The organism is Streptomyces sp. NPDC048473, assembly GCF_043200155.1.
In the GTDB taxonomy this organism is placed as follows: domain Bacteria; phylum Actinomycetota; class Actinomycetes; order Streptomycetales; family Streptomycetaceae; genus Streptomyces.
On sequence record NZ_JBICXE010000001.1, the window covers coordinates 1 to 19,879 of the forward strand.

At 68.9% G+C, this 19,879-nt stretch carries 21 protein-coding genes; 8 read left to right on the forward strand and 13 right to left on the reverse strand.

Annotated features, from left to right (window positions below):
• Positions 1-441 precede the first annotated feature (441 nt).
• Positions 442-1,083 carry a DNA-3-methyladenine glycosylase gene (locus tag ACGFU7_RS00005; protein ID WP_393690680.1) on the reverse strand — a complete coding sequence of 214 codons (642 nt, stop codon included), beginning with the start codon at positions 1,081-1,083 and terminating at the stop codon, positions 442-444.
• A gap of 73 nt (positions 1,084-1,156) precedes the next feature.
• Between ACGFU7_RS00005 and ACGFU7_RS00010 the strand changes: the two genes are divergently transcribed.
• From ACGFU7_RS00010 to ACGFU7_RS00020, 3 genes are all read left to right on the forward strand, one after another.
• Positions 1,157-1,939, forward strand: a complete 783-nt coding sequence (locus tag ACGFU7_RS00010; protein ID WP_393690682.1) for a sporulation protein — start codon at positions 1,157-1,159, stop codon at positions 1,937-1,939.
• 52 nt (positions 1,940-1,991) lie between these two features.
• Positions 1,992-2,522 carry a YbhB/YbcL family Raf kinase inhibitor-like protein gene (locus tag ACGFU7_RS00015; RefSeq protein WP_393690683.1) on the forward strand — a complete coding sequence of 177 codons (531 nt, stop codon included), beginning with the start codon at positions 1,992-1,994 and terminating at the stop codon, positions 2,520-2,522.
• 169 nt (positions 2,523-2,691) lie between these two features.
• Entirely contained in the window at positions 2,692-3,198 is a 507-nt protein-coding gene (locus tag ACGFU7_RS00020; protein WP_393690685.1) for an HNH endonuclease, read from the forward strand.
• 61 nt (positions 3,199-3,259) lie between these two features.
• On the opposite strand, the gene ACGFU7_RS00025 is transcribed toward ACGFU7_RS00020, so the two are convergent.
• From ACGFU7_RS00025 to ACGFU7_RS00040, 4 genes are all read right to left on the reverse strand, one after another.
• Positions 3,260-4,027: a sulfite exporter TauE/SafE family protein gene (locus ACGFU7_RS00025; protein WP_393690686.1), complete on the reverse strand. Its 768-nt coding sequence runs from the start codon at positions 4,025-4,027 to the stop codon at positions 3,260-3,262.
• A gap of 62 nt (positions 4,028-4,089) precedes the next feature.
• Complete coding sequence (locus ACGFU7_RS00030; protein ID WP_361452648.1) at positions 4,090-5,019, reverse strand: SPFH domain-containing protein; 930 nt, start codon at positions 5,017-5,019, stop codon at positions 4,090-4,092.
• Between the two features lie 146 nt (positions 5,020-5,165).
• Positions 5,166-5,594, reverse strand: coding sequence for an NfeD family protein (locus tag ACGFU7_RS00035; protein WP_393690688.1), 429 nt, complete (start codon positions 5,592-5,594; stop codon positions 5,166-5,168).
• Between the two features lie 90 nt (positions 5,595-5,684).
• Positions 5,685-6,482, reverse strand: a complete 798-nt coding sequence (locus ACGFU7_RS00040; RefSeq protein ID WP_383975349.1) for an ABC transporter ATP-binding protein — start codon at positions 6,480-6,482, stop codon at positions 5,685-5,687.
• A 143-nt stretch (positions 6,483-6,625) separates the two neighbouring features.
• Here ACGFU7_RS00040 and ACGFU7_RS00045 point away from each other — a divergent pair, with 143 nt between their 5' ends.
• Positions 6,626-7,405 carry a hypothetical protein gene (locus tag ACGFU7_RS00045; RefSeq protein ID WP_393690690.1) on the forward strand — a complete coding sequence of 260 codons (780 nt, stop codon included), beginning with the start codon at positions 6,626-6,628 and terminating at the stop codon, positions 7,403-7,405.
• A gap of 216 nt (positions 7,406-7,621) precedes the next feature.
• On the opposite strand, the gene ACGFU7_RS00050 is transcribed toward ACGFU7_RS00045, so the two are convergent.
• The 3 genes from ACGFU7_RS00050 to ACGFU7_RS00060 form a co-directional block, all read right to left on the reverse strand.
• The gene (locus tag ACGFU7_RS00050) at positions 7,622-7,870 is read right to left on the reverse strand and encodes a chaplin family protein (protein ID WP_393690692.1); all 249 of its coding nucleotides are present in this window, start codon (positions 7,868-7,870) and stop codon (positions 7,622-7,624) included.
• 145 nt (positions 7,871-8,015) lie between these two features.
• Positions 8,016-8,660: a response regulator gene (locus ACGFU7_RS00055; RefSeq protein WP_393690694.1), complete on the reverse strand. Its 645-nt coding sequence runs from the start codon at positions 8,658-8,660 to the stop codon at positions 8,016-8,018.
• The gene (locus ACGFU7_RS00060; RefSeq protein ID WP_393690696.1) at positions 8,653-9,798 is read right to left on the reverse strand and encodes a GAF domain-containing sensor histidine kinase; all 1,146 of its coding nucleotides are present in this window, start codon (positions 9,796-9,798) and stop codon (positions 8,653-8,655) included. The genes ACGFU7_RS00055 and ACGFU7_RS00060 overlap by 8 nt, the downstream gene beginning before the upstream one ends.
• A gap of 216 nt (positions 9,799-10,014) precedes the next feature.
• Here ACGFU7_RS00060 and ACGFU7_RS00065 point away from each other — a divergent pair, with 216 nt between their 5' ends.
• The 3 genes from ACGFU7_RS00065 (at position 10,015) to ACGFU7_RS00075 (ending at position 12,950) form a co-directional block, all read left to right on the forward strand.
• On the forward strand, positions 10,015-10,767 hold the full coding sequence (locus tag ACGFU7_RS00065) for an SDR family NAD(P)-dependent oxidoreductase (protein ID WP_393690698.1): 753 nt from the start codon (positions 10,015-10,017) through the stop codon (positions 10,765-10,767).
• Entirely contained in the window at positions 10,764-11,885 is a 1,122-nt protein-coding gene (locus tag ACGFU7_RS00070) for an S-adenosylmethionine:tRNA ribosyltransferase-isomerase (protein ID WP_393690700.1), read from the forward strand. Before ACGFU7_RS00065 ends, ACGFU7_RS00070 begins: the two co-directional genes overlap by 4 nt.
• A gap of 288 nt (positions 11,886-12,173) precedes the next feature.
• Complete coding sequence (locus ACGFU7_RS00075) at positions 12,174-12,950, forward strand: transglycosylase SLT domain-containing protein (RefSeq protein WP_393690702.1); 777 nt, start codon at positions 12,174-12,176, stop codon at positions 12,948-12,950.
• 96 nt (positions 12,951-13,046) lie between these two features.
• Here the strand turns inward: ACGFU7_RS00075 and ACGFU7_RS00080 are convergent, their stop codons facing one another.
• Positions 13,047-15,626, reverse strand: a complete 2,580-nt coding sequence (locus tag ACGFU7_RS00080) for an FHA domain-containing protein (RefSeq protein ID WP_393690704.1) — start codon at positions 15,624-15,626, stop codon at positions 13,047-13,049.
• 391 nt (positions 15,627-16,017) lie between these two features.
• Between ACGFU7_RS00080 and serB the strand changes: the two genes are divergently transcribed.
• Positions 16,018-17,274: a phosphoserine phosphatase SerB gene (serB, locus tag ACGFU7_RS00085; RefSeq protein ID WP_351206168.1), complete on the forward strand. Its 1,257-nt coding sequence runs from the start codon at positions 16,018-16,020 to the stop codon at positions 17,272-17,274.
• 85 nt (positions 17,275-17,359) lie between these two features.
• On the opposite strand, the gene ACGFU7_RS00090 is transcribed toward serB, so the two are convergent.
• The 4 genes from ACGFU7_RS00090 to ACGFU7_RS00105 all read right to left on the reverse strand — a co-directional run bounded on the left by ACGFU7_RS00090 (position 17,360) and on the right by ACGFU7_RS00105 (position 19,765).
• Positions 17,360-17,878, reverse strand: coding sequence for a SixA phosphatase family protein (locus ACGFU7_RS00090; RefSeq protein ID WP_393690706.1), 519 nt, complete (start codon positions 17,876-17,878; stop codon positions 17,360-17,362).
• 74 nt (positions 17,879-17,952) lie between these two features.
• A complete protein-coding gene (locus ACGFU7_RS00095; RefSeq protein ID WP_393690708.1) occupies positions 17,953-18,159 on the reverse strand; it encodes a hypothetical protein in 207 nt (68 codons plus the stop codon).
• A 149-nt stretch (positions 18,160-18,308) separates the two neighbouring features.
• Positions 18,309-18,419: an SGM_5486 family transporter-associated protein gene (locus ACGFU7_RS00100; protein WP_266365722.1), complete on the reverse strand. Its 111-nt coding sequence runs from the start codon at positions 18,417-18,419 to the stop codon at positions 18,309-18,311.
• 26 nt (positions 18,420-18,445) lie between these two features.
• Positions 18,446-19,765 carry a CynX/NimT family MFS transporter gene (locus ACGFU7_RS00105; RefSeq protein WP_393690710.1) on the reverse strand — a complete coding sequence of 440 codons (1,320 nt, stop codon included), beginning with the start codon at positions 19,763-19,765 and terminating at the stop codon, positions 18,446-18,448.
• Between the last annotated feature and the right edge of the window lie 114 nt (positions 19,766-19,879).

The following is a 19,879-nucleotide window of genomic DNA, read 5'->3' on the forward strand; positions in this document are numbered from 1 at the left end:
TTTCCTCCGGGCTTTTCCCTTCGGTCTTGCGTTTCCGACTCTATCAGACTCTTTCGTGTCCGATTCCCGGTCGAAGCGGGCCCCCTGCAGAGCAGGAGAATTTTTACTGCGCTTTCCAGTTCTTTGCTTTCGCGTTTCCCTTTCCGGCGGTTCCAACCTTACCAGATTCTTTTTCGTTCCGTTTCCGGTCCGAATTTGAATTCCGGTGGCCGTTGGAGTGGCCTTTGCCTTTCGGCGTTCCACTACATTAACCGATTTCCTTGGCGACTCATAATCGAGTCGCTGGGGTCGAATTACGGCATGCCGAATTCGCACCCGCCAGGGTGAGTCGTAGGTAGTGGTTGGCCGCTTCCGGATGCTCGGGGCGGTCCGATGGACCGTACCGACAGCAGTACCCGTTTCAAGCGGCTCGGACTACATTAGGCGGCCCCTAAGGGCGAGTCAAGTTGCTCGGCGGCGTGGCACATGGGCTCTGTAGGGGCTCACCGTGGGATCTCCGTCGATCCAGAAGCGCCACGGGTGTGTGGCTCCGTCGCCGCCCACTCCGGTGCGCGGACCGTTGCGTACCTGGTCGCGGGGTGGTGGGGTGCCGCGCAGTACGGACAGCGGGGCGCCGGGGTGGGCGATGGCGTCTGTGCCGTTCAGTGCGCGGTCGACGTCGAGGGCGGTGGCCAGTCGGGCCGGGCCTTTGGCCAGTTCCTTGTCATTACGGGCCGAGATTCGACGTTTGCGGGTGAGGTCGGCGCCGACCTGGATGTGGCCGGCGCGGAGAAGGACACCGCTGGCCTTGCCCTCCGGGCCGCACACCAGGTTGAGGCAGTGCCACATGCCGTAGGTGAAGTACACGTACGCGTGGCCGGGTGGTCCGTACATGACGCTGTTGCGCGGGGTGCGGCCTCTGAACGCATGCGATCCGGGGTCGATCTCGCCGGCGTATGCCTCCACCTCGGTGAGGCGGAGTTCGATGGGGCCGTCGGGGGTGGTGCGTACCAGGGTCCGGCCCAGGAGGTCGGGTGCCACGTCCAGTACGGGGCGGTCGAAGAAGTCGCGTGTCAGTGGCGTACGGTCCAGGCCCTCGATCATGGCGTTCGAGGTTACCGGGAACCGACTACGGTCGTGGCGCGTATCTAGGGGTCAGGACCAAGGAGGAGTAAACATGGGCTTCAAGCGGCTGCTCGCGAGCATGGGTGCCGGCGGTGCTTCGGTGGAGACCGAGCTGACCGAACTCAATGTCGTTCCTGGTGGGGTCGTCCAGGGCGAGGTGCGGATCCAGGGCGGATCCGTGGATCAGCAGATCGAGGGGCTCTCCGTCGGTCTGCAGGCCCGGGTCGAGGTCGAGGGCCAGGACACGGAGACCAAGCAGGACATCGAGTTCACCAAGCTCCGGCTCGGTGGCGCGTTCGAGGTGCGGGCCGGTGCCGTGCACGTCGTACCGTTCGGGCTCGAAATTCCGTGGGAGACGCCGCTCACGATGTTCGCCGGTCAGCATCTGCCCGGCATGAATATCGGCGTGACCACGGAGCTGGAGATCGCGCGGGCGCTGGACTCGGGCGACCTGGACCCGATCAATGTGCACCCGCTCCCGGCCCAGCAGGCCATTCTCGACGCTTTCGGGCAGCTCGGCTTCGGCTTCCGCAGTGCGGACATGGAGCGCGGCCACATTCGCGGTACGCGCCAGCGGCTGCCGTTCTACCAGGAGATCGAGTTCTTCCCGCCGCAGCAGTACCGCGGGCTGAACCAGGTGGAGCTGACGTTCGTCGCGGACGACCGCGAGATGGACGTCGTCCTGGAGATGGACAAGAAGCCGGGGCTCTTCAGCGAGGGCAGCGACTCGTACCGCGCGTTCAAGGTCGGGCTGAACGACTTCCAGGGGACCGACTGGGCGGCGTACCTCAATCAGTGGCTCGCTCAGGTCGGCGGTCAGCGCAACTGGCTCTAGGGTCGGTGGGAAACCTGCTGACAGCAGTAGAGCGATCAGGAGAGGTGCTGACGTGACCGAGCCGAAGAGGGCGCCGCTGCCGCACGACTTCCATCCCGAGGTGCCGTCGTTCACGGTGGTGAGCGAGGATCTCGCGCCCGGGGCCGTGCTGGCTGATGCCCAGGTGTTCGCGGCCGGGAACACTTCGCCGCAGCTGCGGTGGGAAGGATTCCCGGCTGATACCAAGAGTTTCGCCGTGACCTGCTTCGATCCCGATGCTCCGACGGGCAGCGGATTCTGGCACTGGGTGCTCTTCGACATCCCGGCGTCGGTCACGGGGCTGCCGGCCGGTGCGGGCAGCGGGAAATTCGAGGGGCTGCCGGCCGGTGCCGTACAGGTCCGTAACGACTACGGGTCGAAGGACTTCGGTGGTGCCGCGCCGCCGGCCGGTGAGAACCACCGCTATGTCTTCACCGTGTACGCGGTGGACAGCGAGAAGCTGGGTGTCGACAGCGATGTGTCGCCCGCGGTCGTCGGATTCAATCTGCGGTTCCACACGCTGGGCCGTGCTCAGCTGATCGGTGAGTACACGGGTCCCGCCTAGTACCCGGTGAGCCGAGAGTTCCCCTGCTGTTTGCCCTGCCCTGGTCTTGGAGAGATCAGGGCAGGGCATTTTTTATTGCGTTGTCCATCACGGCCTGCCATCACGGCCTGCCCGGCCAGAGTTGATCCGGGCCTGCCAGGGGGCGGGCGGCACACGGGAGGTGGGCGAGATGCGGGACACGCTGGTGCTGAACGCGAGCTTCGAGCCGCTGTCGACGGTGACGCTGAACCGTGCGGTGGTGCTGATTCTGCAGGACAAGGCTGTCGTCGAGCAGTCGCACCCCGATCTCCGTATGCGTGGCGCCGCCGTGGACATTCCGGTGCCCCGGGTGATCAGGCTCTGCCGGTACGTACGGGTGCCGTTCCGAAGACAGGCTCCGTGGTCCAGAAGGGGCGTGCTGATACGGGACCAGCACCGGTGCGCGTACTGCGGGCGGCGGGCGAGCACCGTCGACCATGTGGTGCCGCGTGCCCAGGGCGGCCAGGACTCCTGGCTGAACACGGTGGCGTCCTGCGCCGAGGACAATCATCGCAAGGCGGCCCGGACGCCGGAGCAGGCGGGGATGCCGTTGCTGCGGCAGCCGTTCATACCGTCTCCGGCGGAGGCGATGCTGCTGGCTCTGGGGGCCGGTGAGCGATCGGCGCTGCCGGAGTGGTTGGACCGCACCGCGGCGTAGTCGGCGTACGCATGTTGTCGTATCGGATGCCCGTCTCCTTGCGGAGGCGGGCATCTGTGTGTCAGCGGAGCAGCAGCTGGACGATGGCGACAGTGCCGACCGCGACGATGAGGCTGCGCAGGAAGGTGGGGCTGAGGCGGCGGCCGATCTTGGCGCCGATCTGGCCGCCGAGTGCGGAGCCGATCGCGATCAGTGCGACGGCCGTCCAGTCGAAGTCCGCGACGAAGAGGAAGAAGAGCGCGGCGATGCTGTTGACGACGGCGGCCAGGACGTTCTTGACGGCGTTGAGCCGCTGCATCGTGTCGTCGAGCAGCATGCCCATCAGGGAGAGGTAGATGATCCCCTGGGCGGCGGTGAAGTAGCCGCCGTAGACGCTGGCGAGCATCAGTCCGACGAAGAGGAGCGGGCCCCCGTCGTGGCGGGCGGGGGTGCCGGTGTGTTCGCGTCGGCGCTGGACCGCTTTGCTGATGCGGGGTTGCAGGATGACCAGGACGAGGGCCAGGGCCACCAGGATCGGCACGATCGTCTCGAAGGCCGTGGAGGGCAGGGACAACAGGAGAGTGGCGCCGGTGAGGCCGCCGATCAGGGCGCCGATGGCGAGTTTGCGGACGCGGCGGCCCTGTCCTGCGAGTTCCTTGCGGTAGCCGATGGCGCCGCTGATGGAACCGGGGATCAGACCGAGGGCGTTGGAGACGGTGGCGGTGACCGGGGGCAGGCCGGTGGCGAGCAGTACGGGGAAGGTGATCAGGGTTCCTGAGCCGACGATCGTATTGATCGTGCCGGCGCTGATGCCCGCGACGAAGACGGCGAGCATCTCCCAGGTGTTCATGGCGAATCCCCCGTGCATGATCGGTGCTTGGTGCACTGATCATGCACGAGGGCGTGTACGCGTCAGTCGACCGGGGGCTGCTCTCGACGTTCCTTGCCGGTGTCGAAGCCGGGGACGCCGGAGCCGAGGTTGCCGAAGGCCCCGCTGAGACCCTTGAGGGCGTCGCCGATCTCGCTGGGCACGATCCAGAGCTTGTTGGCGTCGCCCTCGGCGATCTTCGGGAGCATCTGGAGGTACTGGTACGAGAGGAGCTTCTGGTCCGGGTCGCCGGCGTGGATGGACTCGAAGACCGTACGGATGGCCTGGGCCTCGCCCTCCGCGCGCAGGGCCGATGCCTTGGCCTCACCTTCGGCGCGCAGGATCGCGGACTGCTTCTCGCCCTCCGCGGTGAGGATCGCGGACTGCCTGGTTCCTTCGGCCTGGAGGATCGCGGCGCGCTTGTCGCGGTCGGCACGCATCTGCTTCTCCATCGAGTCCTGGATGGAGGTGGGCGGTTCGATCGCCTTGAGCTCGACGCGGTTGACGCGGATGCCCCACTTGCCGGTCGCCTCGTCGAGGACTCCGCGGAGGGCGGCGTTGATCTCCTCGCGGGAGGTCAGGGTCCGCTCCAGGTCCATGCCACCGATGATGTTGCGAAGGGTGGTGACGGTGAGCTGCTCGATCGCCTGGATGTAGCTGGCGACTTCGTAGGTCGCGGCCCTTGCGTCGGTCACCTGGTAGTAGATGACGGTGTCGATGTTGACGACCAGGTTGTCCTGGGTGATCACCGGCTGGGGCGGGAACGGCACGACCTGTTCACGGAGGTCGATGCGGTTCCTGATGGAGTCGATGAATGGAACGACGATGTTCAGGCCTGCGTTGAGCGTGCGGGTGTAGCGGCCGAAGCGCTCCACGATGGCGGCGCTGGCCTGCGGGATGACCTGGATCGTCTTGATCAGGGCGATGAAGACGAGCACCACCAGAATGATCAGGACGATGATGATCGGTTGCATCGTGTTCCTCGTTGCCCTTCGGTTGCCGACGGATCGCGATGATCGAGGTCGAGATCGCGGGAGGAGCCGTATGCCTCGACGGCCCCGATCTCATGATGATCGACTTCGAGTCTGACAGAACGCGCTCTGCTGTGTGGGTGGTTCGGTCACATGACGACTGCCGTAGCTCCGTCGATGTCGACGACATCGACCTGTTGGCCCGGATCGAAGCTCTGGTCCTCGTCGAGTGCGCGGGCGGACCAGATCTCTCCGGCCAGCTTGATCCGGCCGCCGCTGCCGTCGACCCGTTCCAGGACGACGGCCTGACGGCCTTTCAGCGCATCGATGCCGGTGGCGAGTTGGGGCCGGTCGGTACGGTGTCTGGCGGCGATCGGGCGGACCACGGCGATGAGTGCCACGGAAACCACGACGAATACGAGTACTTGGGCCACGATGCCGCCGCCGAGTGCCGCGACGACTGCCGCGGCGACCGCTCCGACGGCGAACATGCCGAACTCGGGCATCGCGGTCAGGACGAGCGGGATGCCCAGTCCCACCGCGCCGATCAGCCACCACACCCACGCGTCGATGTCCACGTGGTCATGGTAGGACTGCGGGTGCCCTCGCGGACAGGGCGCGGGCGGACGGCTGCGGCGTTACGTCCGGAGACTGTCGTCCGGCTGCGCCTACGAGAGCGGCAGTCCGTGGGCCGTGTAGCGGTCGCCGGTGTGCTCGACGACGAGCGGCAGGCCGAAGCAGAGGGAGAGGTTGCGGGAGCTGAGTTCGGTCTCCATGGGGCCCGCGGCGAGCACCTTGCCCTGGCGGATCATCAGGACGTGGGTGAAGCCGGGGGCGATCTCCTCGACATGGTGGGTGACCATGATCATGGAGGGGGCGTACGGGTCGCGGGCCAGTCGGCCGAGGCGGCGGACCAGGTCCTCGCGGCCACCGAGGTCGAGTCCCGCGGCGGGCTCGTCGAGAAGCAGCAGTTCGGGGTCGGTCATCATGGCGCGGGCGATCAGGGTGCGCTTGCGCTCGCCCTCGGACAGGGTGCCGAACTTGCGGTCGAGGTACTCGGTCATGCCGAGCCGGTCGAGGAAGGCGCGGGCGCGCTCCTCGTCGACGGCTTCGTAGTTCTCGTGCCAGGTGGCGGTCATGCCGTAGGCGGCGGTGAGCACGGTCTGCAGAACGGTCTGGCGCCTGGGCAGCTTCTCGGCCATGGCGACGCCCGCGATACCGATGCGGGGGCGGAGTTCGAAGACATCGGTGCCGACGCCGCCGAGCTGCTCGCCGAGGATCTTGGCGGTGCCGGTGCTCGGGAAGAGGTAGCTGGACGCGATGTTGAGGAGGGTGGTCTTACCGGCGCCGTTCGGGCCGAGGATGACCCAGCGCTCCCCCTCCTTGACCTGCCAGGAGACGTCGTCCACCAGAGCGCGTCCGTCGCGGACCACGGATACGTCCACCAGCTCCAGTACATCGCTCATGGCGCGTTGTCTCCCCATGCAGTGTCGAGATCGTCGCGTGCCTGTGGGCACAGCTCCCAGGGAAATCTACGCCACCGCAGGAGGGCTCCCGGCGCTGGGCCCGTGTGACGACAGGCCCCGGGTCCGTTCCCTAGGCTGTTCCCATGCTTTCGGAACCACGCTCAGGGCTGCTGGCCGCTTGGGGAAACGCGCTTCTGGCCGGACTTGTGTCGCCGGACGACGCGGCACTCGCCATTGTCGGGGAGGACGCGGTGCACCGCGTCGAGGGACTGCCGGGTGAGGCGGGGCCGGTCGGGCTCACGCTGGCGCTCGGGCGGTTGCGGAGTCTGGGGGTGACCGGTTTCCGGGTCGCGCTGCCGGCGCCCGGGCATCCGCTGGGGCTGAGCGGTCCGCCGGACTTCAATGCGCAAGCGCTGGAGGCCGAGGAGGCGGTGGTCTCGTTCGGTGCGCCGTACGGGCTGGTTCCCGAGGTACGTGAGGTGGGGCCGGAGGGGGATCTGCACGTCGAGGTGGTGTGGCGCTGTCTGCCGGTACGGGAGGCGCCGCCGGCCGATGTGCCGTCGCTGGGTGAGGCGGAGCGGGAACTCGCCGAGGCGTTGCGGGACGCGACGGCGGTGCTGTCGCGGTTGGACGTGGCCGGTTCCGGGCCGGTCGCGGAGGCGGCGGTGGATGCGTACCGGGCACGGACGGAGCGGGGGCGCGAGGTGCTGGCTCCTGGGTATCCGCCGCGGGCGGTGCGGGTGCTGGAGCTGGCGCAGCGGGTCGGGCTGCTGATCTCGGTGGCGCACGAGAACGGGCACGGCGGGGCGGTGAGCGCGTCGGAGATCGCGGCTCGGGGGGAGGCGCTGAGGCCGGTGGAGCGGGTGGCTCGGCGGGCGCAGGTTGCCGCGTACAACGCGTATGTGGAGGAGCGGGAGCGGTAGGCCTTGGGCGGCCGGCGGGGGGACCTGTTGCCCGGGTCGTCCGGGGGCCGTTTTGTCCTCGATCGCCGGACGGGCTTGATTTTGCCGGTGCGGGTTTGAGTCTGCCGGTGCGGGCTGGCGTTTGCCGGTACGGGGGTCGGGTGTGCCTGGGTGGACTTCGGGTGTCGCCGGACGGGCTCGATGTGCCCGGCCGGCGACACAGCGCCGTGCGGTCGGTCAGCCGTTCAGGCCGAAGTTGCCGAAGGCCGGGTTGAGCAGGCCGATCACGTTGACGGTGTTGCCGACCACGTTCACCGGGACGTGCACCGGGACCTGGACGACGTTGCCGCTGACCACGCCCGGGGAGTGGGTCGCGGCGCCGTGGGCGCCTGCGCCGTGGCCGGTGGCGGAGGCCGCGCCGGCACCGGCGGCGATGATTCCACCGGCGATCATGGTGACGACTGCGGCCTTCTTCAGGTTCTTCACTTCAGGATCCTCCTAGCGTGGCTGCGGCCAGCCGCCGCAGCACCCTGGAGAACGCCTCGGGGCCGAACAGGTTGCGCCGTCCGGGTGACATACACCCGACAGTATGAATCTCAGTCCGGAGGAAGACAGTCCGCTTCGGTGTCGGTCAGCCCGCCGCCCCATGCCGGACGGCCCAGAGGGCCGCCTGGGTCCGGTCCGAGAGATCCAGCTTCATCAGGATGTTCGAGACGTGTGTCTTGACGGTCTTCTCGGAGAGGACCAGTGCTCGCGCGATCTCGCGGTTGGAGCGGCCGTCGGCGATCAGACCCAGCACTTCCCGCTCCCGTTCGGTGAGGGTGCTCCCCCGGCCCGTACCGCTGCCCGCGTCGTCCTGGGCGAGCAGGGCTCCCGCGACCTCCGGCTGGAGCAGCACGTGGCCCGCGTACACCGAGCGGATGGCGCCGGCCAGGGCGTCCGGGTCGACGTCCTTGTATACGTAACCGGAAGCTCCGGCTCGCAGGGCGGGGACCACGGTGCGCTGCTCGGTGAAGCTGGTGACGATGAGGACCTTGGCCGGGTTCTCCAGCTCGCGGAGCTTGCGCAGGGCCTCGATCCCGTCGGTGCCGGGCATCTTGATGTCCATCAGGACCACGTCGGGACGGAGCTCCTCGGTCCTGGCCACCCCCTCTGCGCCGTCGGACGCCTCACCGACCACTTCTATGTCGTCCTGGATCTCCAGGAACGTACGCAGACCGCGGCGGACCACCTGGTGGTCGTCGACCAGCAGCACCCTGATGATCTTGTCAGCCACCGGGTACCTCCATCTCGATCGTGGTGCCCTTGCCGGGCGCCGATTCAACGGTGAGTCTTCCGCCGACCCCGCTTGCGCGGTCCCGCATCGACACCAGGCCGAGGTGGCGGCCTGCCTGCCGGGTCGCCGTGGGTTCGAAGCCGCTGCCGTCGTCGGTGATCCGCAGCACCGTGCCGCTGCCGTGCCGGGCCAGCGTGACGTCGACGCGCTCGGCGCCCGAGTGGCGCAGTGCGTTGTGCAGGGCCTCCTGCGAGACCCGGAGCAACGCTTCCTCCTGGGCGGCGGGCAGGGCCCGTACGCCCAGGCTCTCGAAGGTGACCCGGGCCGTGTGGGCACGGTCCAGGACCTGGATCTGGGTACGGAGTGTGGCGATGAGGCCGTCCTCGTCGAGCGCGGCCGGGCGCAGTTCGACGACGGCGGCGCGCAGCTCGTCCACGGCTTCCGCGGCGAGCGCGGCGACCTGCTGGAGCTCGCCCTTGGCGCGGGCCGGGTCGCGGTCGACCAGGGCGGTGGCGGCCTGGGCCGTCAGCCGCAGCGAGAACAGCTTCTGGCTGACCGCGTCGTGCAGCTCATGGGCGAGCCGGGAGCGTTCCTCGGCGATGGTGAGCTCGCGGCTGCGTTCGTACAGCCGGGCGTTGGTGAGGGCGATCGCCGCGTGCTGGGCGAGGATCGACAGCAGTTCCTCGTCCTCGGCGGTGAAGCCGCAGCTGCCCTCGGGTTTGGGGCAGCGCTTGTTGGCGAGGAAGAGTGCGCCGATGATCTCGTCGCCGTCCCGGATGGGCAGGCCGAGGAAGTCGGACATGTCGGGGTGGGCGACGGGCCAGCCCTCGAAGCGGGGGTCCTTACGGACGTCGGCGAGGCGCTCGGGCTTCGCCTCGTGGAGCATCGCGGCGAGGATGCCGTGCTGCCGGGGCAGGGGGCCGATGGCCTTCCACTGCTCGTCGCTGACGCCGTCGACGACGAACTGGGCGAAGCCGCCGTGGTCGTCGGGGACGCCCAGGGCGGCGTACTCGGCGTCCAGCAGCCGGCGGGCCGAGGCGACGATCGTCTTCAGGACATCACGCACTTCGAGATGCCGGCTCATGGCGAGCAGCGCGGCACTCACCGCTGCGAGACCCGACTGTGGGCGATGGCTCATGGCCTCACCGTACCGGCGGGGCGGGGGCGCCGTATCGGCCTGTGGACGGTGCTGCTCAGGACGCAGGGACTAGGTCCGGTCCAGGTCCTGTCGGCCTAGGCCGAAGTGCCTTGTAGTGGTGCGGCTCTTGGACGAGGCGCTGTGGGGGGCGGCGTTTCTACGTTGGGGGTGCCGAGGTTCATCGGTGCTTGCCGACGTAACTAGGGGACGGTTGTCATGCCTGTCGCGATGATTACGGGTGCTTCAAAGGGGCTGGGGCGCGCGCTGGGGGCGGAACTCGCGCAGCGGGGCTGGGATCTGGTGCTGGATGCCAGGTCGGCCGGGGTGCTGGCGCGGACCGTGGAGGAGCTGGGTGACCGGTACGGGACGCGGGTGGTGGGGGTTGCCGGGGATGTCACGGACGCCGGGCACCGCGCGGAGCTGGTGGCAGCCGCCCGGGGGCTCGGCGGGCTCGATCTGCTGGTGAGCAATGCGAGTGCGCTGGGCGCCGAGCCGCTCGTACGGCTCGACGGGTTGCCGTTGGACGGGCTGCGGCAGGCGCTGGAGACCAATGTGGTCGCGGCGCTCGGTCTGGTGCAGGAGACGCTGGCGCTGCTGCGGGCGGCGGCGGGCACGGTCGTGGTGGTGAGTTCGGACGCGGGGGCGGAACCGTACGAGACATGGGGTGGATACGGGGCGTCGAAGGCGGCGCTCGACCAGCTGGCCGCGGTGCTGGGGGTGGAGGAGCCGGGGCTGCGGGTGTGGGCCGTCGACCCGGGTGACATGCAGACGGATCTTTATGCGGCGGCGGTGCCGGAGGACGAGGATCCGCGGCCTCGTCCGGAGACTGTGGCGCCCGCGTTCCTGCGGCTGCTGGAGCGGCGGCCGGCGAGTGGCCGGTATGCGGCGCCGGCGCTGCTCCGGCTGTCCGGAACGAACGAGTCGTCCGGAACGGCTGAGCTGTCCGGGACCGTCGAGGAGGAGCAGTGACCGCGCTGGATGCGCTGCGGGTGCCCGCGGAGCTGTCGGCGCGGGTGCCTGCGGAGGTGCGGGGTGCGGGCCGGGACGACGTACGGCTGCTGGTTTCGCGTGGGCGGGAGGTCTCCCACCATGCGTTCCGGGAGCTGCCGGAGCTGCTGCGGGCCGGGGACGTGCTGGTGGTGAACACGTCGCCGACGTTGGCTGCCGCGGTGAACGGGCGGGTGGGCGGTGCCCGGGTGGTGGTGCACTTCTCCACGCGGGGCGAGGACGGGCGGTGGGCGGTGGAGCTGCGTCGGCCGGACGGCACGGGGGCGACGGAGCCGCGCCCCGGTGGACCGGCCGGGGCGGTCGTTCGTCTGCCGGGCGGCTCGCGGCTCGTGCTGGAGGAGCCGTTGGGCGGTGCGGGCCGGGGGGCGCGGCTGTGGTGGGCGCGGGTGCCGGTGGATGTGCCGGGGCTGCTGCGGCGGTACGGGCGGCCGATCCGCTACGGGTATACGGAGCGGGACCAGCCGCTGTCCGCGTACCAGACGGTGTTTGCGCTGCCCTCCCCCGACGGCGACGGTTCGGCGGAGATGCCGAGCGCCGCGCGGCCGTTCACCGCGCGGCTCGTGGCGGCGCTGGTGAGCCGCGGGGTGCAGTTCGCGCCGCTGACACTGCACACGGGGGTGGCGTCGGCACAGGCGCACGAGCCGCCGTACCCGGAGCGTTTCGCGGTGCCGCCGGCGACGGCCCGGCTGGTCAACGCGGCCCGGGCGGAACAGCGAAGGGCGGGGAGTGTCTGCCCGGACGGGCAGGGGCGGGAGACGGTCGGGCGGGTCATCGCGGTCGGCACGACGGCCGTGCGGGCGCTGGAGTCGTCGGCCGGGGCGGACGGGGTGGTGCGGGCGGCCTCGGGGTGGACGGATCTGGTGGTGAGGCCACAGCGGGGCGTGCGGGCGGTGGACGGCCTGCTGACCGGGCTGCACGAGCCGGAGGCCTCGCATCTGCTGATGCTGGAGGCGGTCGCGGGGCGGGATGCCCTGGCGTACGGATACGCCCAGGCGCTGCGCCATGGGTACCTCTGGCATGAGTTCGGGGACGTCCATCTGCTGCTCCCAGAGACGGAACCTCACGCTCCGAATTGCTGAAGCAACGGTTGGTGAGTTTGTTACACGGTCGATGTGAGGCCGGGCATAGGACCCACGTCACTTACGAAGCTGGCTAGTGGATACATAAGTGCCACATCAATGGGCATGAGCGCGGGCCGTCACGTTCGAGCGGGGCCGTGATCCACTACCTGGGGTCGTACGTCACACCTTTGCCACAGGATTTTGCTGGCGCTAAGAATTGCACTTGTCCCCGACGGAGATGCGAAAACACCGCTTCCCGTCTTCGTCCTCCGTGAGGACTCCCGCGATTCGAAGAGGTATGCCTGTATGTCCGTGTCCAGCATCCCCGGCCGTCGTCGTCGCCTGAACAAGACCCAGAAGCTCTCCGTCGCGGGTATCTCCGCCATCGCTGTCGCGTCTCTCTCGTTCTCGCTCGTCCCCGCCAATGCCGAAGCCAAGCCCGAGGCGCAGACCCCCGTGTCCGTTGCCCCCGTGGTCCTCGCATCGGTCGCCGGTACTCCGCAGGTCAAGGCCGTGCAGGCCAGCATCATCGAGCAGCACTCCACCGCCGAGAAGCTGGTGAAGGCCGCCGACCTCGCCAGGGCCAAGAAGGCCGCCGTCAAGGCGAAGGCCCAGGCCGCCGCGAAGGCCAAGGCCGCCGCTGTCGCCGAGGCCAAGGCCGAGGCGAAGGCCAAGGCCGCCGCCCGGGTGAAGGCCAAGGCCGTCGCCCAGCGCAGCGACACGCAGGCCGCCAGCCGCTCCGCGGCCCGTACCCCCGTCTACGCCAACAACCTGGACGGCTGGATCAACCAGGCCCTGTCCATCATGAGGGCCCACGGCATCCCCGGCTCGTACGACGGTCTGCACCGCAACATCATGCGGGAGTCCACCGGTAACCCGAACGCGGTCAACGGCTGGGACGTCAACGCCCAGAACGGCACCCCGTCCTGCGGCCTGCTGCAGGTCATCCAGCCGACGTTCAACGCGTACCACGTCTCCGGCACCTCGACGAACATCTACGACCCGGTCGCCAACATCACCGCCGCGGCCAACTACGCCGCCGACCGTTACGGCTCGATCGACAACGTCAACAGCGCATACTGATCGACTCCGGACGTCCTCGGACGACATACGCATACGCCGAAGGGCGGCACCCCGCGTGGGGTGCCGCCCTTCGGCATTCCGTGCCGGTGCCCGCGCCTACTTGCGCATGACCTCCGGCTCGTGGCGGCGCAGCAGTCGCGCGACCACGATGCCGCAGATGATGCCGAGGAGCAGCAGTACCGAGATGTTCATCCCCCACTGACCGGCCGAGTGCTCCCACAGCGGGTCCAGGTCGGTCGGGTTCTTCGGATCCCACGGCGCCATGAGGTGCGAGAGGTCGAGTGTCGTGCCCGCACCGGCGATGGCCCAGCGGGACGGCATCAGCCAGGCGAACTGCTCCAGGCCGGGCGATCCGTACACCTGGAAGAGGATGCCGGTGAAGACGACCTGGACGATCGCGAACATGACCAGCAGCGGCATGGTCTTCTCGGCGGTCTTCACCAGTGAGGAGATCACCAGGCCGAACATCATCGAGGTGAAGCCGAGCGCGATGATCGTCAGGCAGAGCTCGACGGCCGGCGGCATGATCAGGCCCTCTGCGGGCAGCTCACGGGTGGCGAAGCCGATGCCGCAGATGATGACACCCTGAATGGCCGTGATCACACCGAGGACGATCACCTTGGACATCAGATAGGCGGAGCGGGACAAACCGGTGGCCCGTTCCCGTTCGTAGATGACGCGTTCCTTGATCAGTTCTCGTACGGAGTTGGCCGCGCCGGAGAAGCACATGCCGACCGCGAGGATCAGCATGATCGTTCCGGCGGCTCCGTTGAACCGGGACGGCGGCTTCGGCGGGGCCAGGCCGAAGTCGGCCGGAATGACCACGCTGACGACGCCGAGCACGGCGGGCAGGATCACCATCAGGCCCATGAAGCCCTTGTCGGACGCGATCACCGAGACGTAGCGGCGCATCAGCGTCCACAGCTGAGCCGTCCAGCTCTGCGGCTTCGGCGGGCGCATCTGCTGCGGGGGCGGCATGTGTACGGACTGCGCGGCGACGGCGTCGATGTCCGCGGCGTACATCTGGTAGTGCTGCGAACCGCGCCAGCGGCCCGCCCAGTCGTAGTCGCGGTAGTTCTCGAACGCGGAGAATACGTCGGCCCAGGTGGTGTAGCCGAAGAAGTTGAGCGCTTCCTCCGGCGGACCGAAGTAGGCGACGGAACCGCCCGGCGCCATGACGAGCAGCTTGTCGCAGATCGCCAGCTCGGCGACGGAGTGCGTGACGACGAGGACCGTACGGCCGTCGTTGGCCAGGCCGCGCAGCAGCTGCATGACATCGCGGTCCATGCCCGGGTCGAGGCCGGAGGTCGGCTCGTCCAGGAAGATCAGCGACGGCTTGGTGAGCAGCTCCAGGGCCACGGAAACACGCTTGCGCTGGCCGCCGGAGAGCGAGGTGACCTTCTTGTCCTTGTGGATGTCGAGCTTGAGCTCGGCAAGGACTTCGAGGATCCGGGCCTGGCGCTCGGCCTCGGTGGTGTCCGCGGGGAAGCGGAGCTTGGCCGCGTACTTGAGGGCCTTGGTGACCGTGAGTTCCTTGTGCAGGATGTCGTCCTGCGGGACCAGGCCTATGCGCTGGCGCAGCTCGGCGAACTGCTTGTACAGGTTCCGGTTGTCGTAGAGGACATCGCCCTGGTTGGCGGGCCGGTAGCCGGTGAGCGCCTTGAGCAGGGTGGACTTGCCGGATCCGGACGGGCCGATGACCGCGATGAGCGACTTCTCCGGGACGCCGAAGGAGACATCCTTGAGGATCTGCTTCCCGCCGTCGACCGTCACCGTGAGGTGGCGGGCGGAGAAGGAGACCTCACCGGTGTCGACGAATTCTTCGAGCCGGTCGCCGACCAGGCGGAAGGTCGAGTGACCGACGCCGACGATGTCGTTCGGGCCGATGAGCGCGGAGCCGGACTTGGAGAGCGGCTGGCCGTTGACGTAGGTGCCGTTGTGGGATCCGAGGTCACGGATCTCGAAGCGGCCGTCGGGCGTCGCGTGGAACTCGGCGTGGTGGCGCGAGACCTGGAGGTCGGAGACGACCAGTTCGTTCTCGAGCGCACGGCCGATGCGCATGACGCGGCCGAGGGCCAGCTGGTGGAACGTGGTCGGGCTGCGGTCGCCGTACACCGGCGGGGCCCCCGCGACACCGCCGGGCCCGCCTGCGCCGGGCGTCTTCGCCATGCCCTGCTGGTGCGGGACCTGGGGCTGTTGGGGCTGCGCGGGCTGCTGTTGCGGCTGGGCCTGAGGGGCCTGCTGCCAGCCCTGCTGCGGCTGTTGCGGAGCGGGTGCCTGCTGGCCGGGCCAGGCGGCACCACCCTGCTGGGGCTGCTGGGCAGGGGCCTGCTGCGCACCCGCGCCCTGCCCGCTGTACACATCGGCGCCCGCCGCGGCGCCGATGCTCAGCCGCGGTCCGTCAGTGGCATTGCCCAGGTGTACGGCGGAGCCGGGCCCGATTTCCAGCTGATGGATTCGCCGGCCCTGCACATAGGTGCCGTTGGTGCTGCCGTGGTCCTCGATGAACCAACTGTGGCCCCCCCAACTGATCGTGGCATGCCGCCACGACACCCTGGCGTCGTCGATCGTCAGGTCGCCCTGCGGATCGCGCCCAAGGGTGTACGACCTGGACGGATCGAGCGTCCAGGTCCTGCCATTCAATTCCAGTACGAGTTCCGGCACTCCGCGCCCCACTAGTTGTCCCCCGAGTTACCCCCATCACAGGGAGTCTAGGGATGCTGAACATCGTGGGGAACTATTCCAGGAGCAGTCCCCGATACGAAAGTCGGGCGGGTGAAGACCCTGCCGAGACCTGCGTCGTTGCGCCGTCGAATCGGGAGAAACGGGCTCGGAGAGTGGCAAGTCCCATGAGTGCGTATGAGTGCGTGCGGACCGTGAGCGAACAGGCCGGCCCGACCGAGCCACCCCGGTCCGCTCGGGTCCGTCCTCGGTCGCCGGGTGTGCCCGGGCGCGTGCCGTCCGTCGCCCTGCCTGTGCTCCGGGCGGGGGTACGGGGACGACGCGCTGTCCGGCCCTCGGGACGGGCCTCCGGTGCGATGAGGCGGACCGATACGGTGGGAGCACCATGAGCGCATCTCAGCCACCTCAGTCTTCCCCGTCTCCTGAGCCCCCTGAGTCCCGTCAGGGCACGGACGCACCCACCCTTCTCGTGAAGATCTTCGGGAAGGACCGCCCCGGGATCACTGCCGGGCTTTTCGACACCCTCGCCGCCTACTCGGTCGATGTCGTCGACATCGAGCAGGTCGTCACCCGTGGCCGCATCGTCCTGTGCGCGCTGGTCACCGCCCCGACCGCGGGCGGCACCACCGAGGGCGACCTGCGGGCGACCGTGCACAGCTGGGCCGATTCGCTGAAACTGCAGGCCGAGATCATCTCCGGTACGGGTGACAACCGGCCGCGTGGCTACGGGCGTTCCCATGTGACGGTGCTCGGGCACCCGCTGACCGCGGAGTCGACCGCCGCCATAGCCGCCACCATCACCTCGACCGGCGGCAACATCGACCGGATCTTCCGCCTCGCGAAGTACCCCGTCACGGCGGTCGAGTTCGCGGTGTCCGGCACCGGGACCGAGGAGCTGCGGACGGCGCTGGCGACGGAGTCCGCCGGGATCGGTGTCGATGTGGCGGTCGTGTCGGCCGGGCTGAGCCGCCGGGCGCAGCGGCTGGTCGTCATGGACGTCGACTCGACGCTCATCCAGGACGAGGTCATCGAGCTCTTCGCCGCCCACGCCGGCTGCGAGGACAAGGTCGCCGAGGTGACCGAGCAGGCGATGCGCGGCGAGCTCGACTTCGAGCAGTCTCTGCACGCACGGGTGGCGCTGCTGGCGGGGCTCGATGTTTCGGTGGTGGACAAGGTGCGCGCCGAGGTGCGGCTGACGCCGGGTGCCCGCACCCTGATCCGTACGCTGAAGCGGCTCGGTTACCAAGTGGGTGTGGTTTCGGGCGGGTTCACCCAGGTGACCGACGATCTGAAGGAGCGGCTCGGGCTCGACTTCGCCTCTGCCAACACCTTGGAAGTGGTCGACGGAAAGCTCACCGGACGGGTCGTCGGCGACATCGTCGACCGGGCCGGAAAGGCCCGGCTGCTGCGCAGTTTCGCCGCGCAGGCCGGGGTGCCGCTGGCGCAGACCGTCGCGATCGGTGACGGTGCGAACGACCTCGACATGCTGAACACCGCCGGGCTCGGGGTGGCCTTCAACGCCAAGCCCGTGGTCCGCAAGGCCGCGCACACCGCGGTGAACGTGCCGTTCCTGGACACCGTGCTGTATCTGCTCGGTATCACCCGCGAGGAGGTCGAGGCCGCCGACGGTCTCGTCGACTGACGCGTACCCACATACGGGCAGGGCCCCGGTGATTTCCGTACCGGGGCCCTGCCCGTACAGCAGGGGGAGCCGTACGCCGGCGGGATCAGTCGTTGGGCGTCCAGTACTCGATCAGCTTGCCCACTCCGTGCTCCACGCCCTTCCAGGAGCCGCGGAACTCGATGACGGCAAAGGCCGCGGTCGGGAAGCCGCCGCGGTTCATCCGGGCCAGGGCGTCGCCCTCGGACGATTCCGAGAGGGCGTCGGCGACGGCGTGCATACCGGGGTTGTGGCCGATCACCAGAAGGTCGTGCACATCGTCGGGTGTCTCGTTGATCAGGGCGATCAGCTCGCCAGGAGACGCCTCGTACAGGCGCTCCTCGTACACGGTCCTGGGGCGGTGCGGCAGCTCGTGCACCGCCAGTTTCCATGTCTCGCGCGTCCTGGCGGCGGTCGAGCAGAGGGCCAGATCGAGGACGATCCCGGAGTCGACGAGTTTGCGGCCTGCGACGGGGGCATCCTTGCGGCCGCGCTCCGCGAGCGGCCGCTCATGGTCGGAGTCCTGCGACCATTCCGCCTTTGCATGCCTGAGAAGGACGATCCTGCGAGGTGTATCGACGCTCATACACCTCAGCTTCGCACGAAATGTGCCGCCCGGCGCAGGGTGTTGAAGGGCTCCTGCGGTGTGCGTGGGCACCGTCAGCGGGTCATCAGGGCCGTGATTCGCTCAAGCAACCGGCTGACCGCGGGGTCGGTCGTCGCCGCGTGTGCCTCGCCGGATCCCACGATCAACAGCAGAAGCGCGGCGAACCCGATCGCGGGCAGCGCGATGGCCCACCACGGCAGCCGGACCTCGACGCTGCCCATGGCCGGATGGGTGGACCGGGTGTGCGTACGGGCCGACATGTCCGCCTCCGTGGGTCATCGGTTCTGATACTTAGAACCTACGGATGCGGGGGTGCCGGTCCCATCCGGTGACCCACCCACTTGACCCTGACCCTGGCCCCCTAGGGGACGGTGGTGCTAGCCCCACCATCGGCCGGCGGCCGCGCGGCTCAGGGGGATGCGACCGAGGCGATCACCGCGATGATCACGGTGACCAGCAGCATCGCCCCGAGCACGAGGAGGAGCTTCTTCTGACCGTTCTGGGGATTCGGGTCGAGCACAGGAGACATGGGTTCAGTCTCGCATCTCAGCATTCGTCCTCGATCGTCCGGTCCCGCCCGGCAAGGATTCCGGCCACCATCTGCGGCACCATGAGGCCCGCCATCAGCACGATCGGCAGCCCCCAGCCGCCGCTGTGCTGGTGGAGCACGCCGACGAGCAGCGGGCCCGGGATCGAGATCAGATAGCCGGTGGACTGTGCGAACGCGGACAGCCGGACCACTCCGGCGCCGCTGCGGGACCGCATGCCGATCATGGTCAGGGCGAGCGGGAAGGCGCAGTTCGAGATGCCGAGGAGCAGCGCCCAGGCCCAGGCCCCGCCGGCCGGTGCGAGGTAGAGGCCCGCGTATCCGATGAGGCCGCAGCTGCCGAGGACGACGACGATCGGGCCCTGGGTCTTCATCCGGATGGCGACTCTGGGGATGACGAAGGCGAGCGGCACACCCATCGCCATGGTCACGGCGAGCAGAACGCCCGCCGTACCGGCCGAGACCCCCGCGTCGCGGAAGATCTGCGGCATCCATCCCATGGTGATGTACGCGGCGGTGGCCTGCAGGCCGAAGAAGCAGGCGAGGCCCCAGGCGGTACGGCTGCGGGTGATCCTGAGCGCCGGGGCGTCCTGGTGGTGGGCCGCGGGCTGCCCAAAGGCTCCGCGCCGGTCCCGTACCAGCGGAATCCAGGGCAGGATCGCGGCTGCGGCGAGCACGGCCCAGATGCCGAGGCCTGCCTTCCAGCTGCCGCCCAGCGCATTGGTCATGGGCACGGTCACGGCGGCGGCGAGCGAGGTGCCGAGGGCCAAGGCCATCGAGTAGAGCCCGGTCATGGAGCCGACGCGGTCCGGGAACCAGCGCTTGACGATCACCGGCATCAGGACATTGCTGACTGCGATGCCCATGAGGGCGAGGGCGCTCGCGGCGAGGAAGCCGGCCGTGCCACCGATCAGGGGCCGGATCACCAGACCCGCCGTGATGGCGATCATGCCGGCGCAGACAACCGCGCCCGGGCCGAAGCGGCGGGCGAGGCGGGGCGCCATGACGCCGAAGACCGCGAAGCAGAGCGGCGGCACGGAGGTGAGGACACCGGCGACGCTGCCGCTCATGTTCAGCCCGTCCTGCACCTCTTCGAGGAGTGCGCCGAGGCTGGTTATGGCGGGGCGGAGGTTGAGCGCGGTGAGGACGAGCCCGATGGTGGCCAGCCGGAGCAGCCATGGGGAAGGCCCTGCGGCGGCCTGCGCCGTCTGCGGGGCCTGTGAAGCTTGCGGGGCCGGGGTTTTCGTGGGGGCGTCCGTCGTGATGGCGGGGCTCAGGGTCCGGGTCCGGGTCTGCGGCTGGGTCTCGTCGTCGGGCATGGGGCCCATCATAGAATCATGGGATGATTGATTGTCCAATCCTCCGAGCGCTCCTCTGAGAGCATTCGCTGCAAGCAGAGCAACCCCCGCATCACCCCCGTCACCCCTCATCAC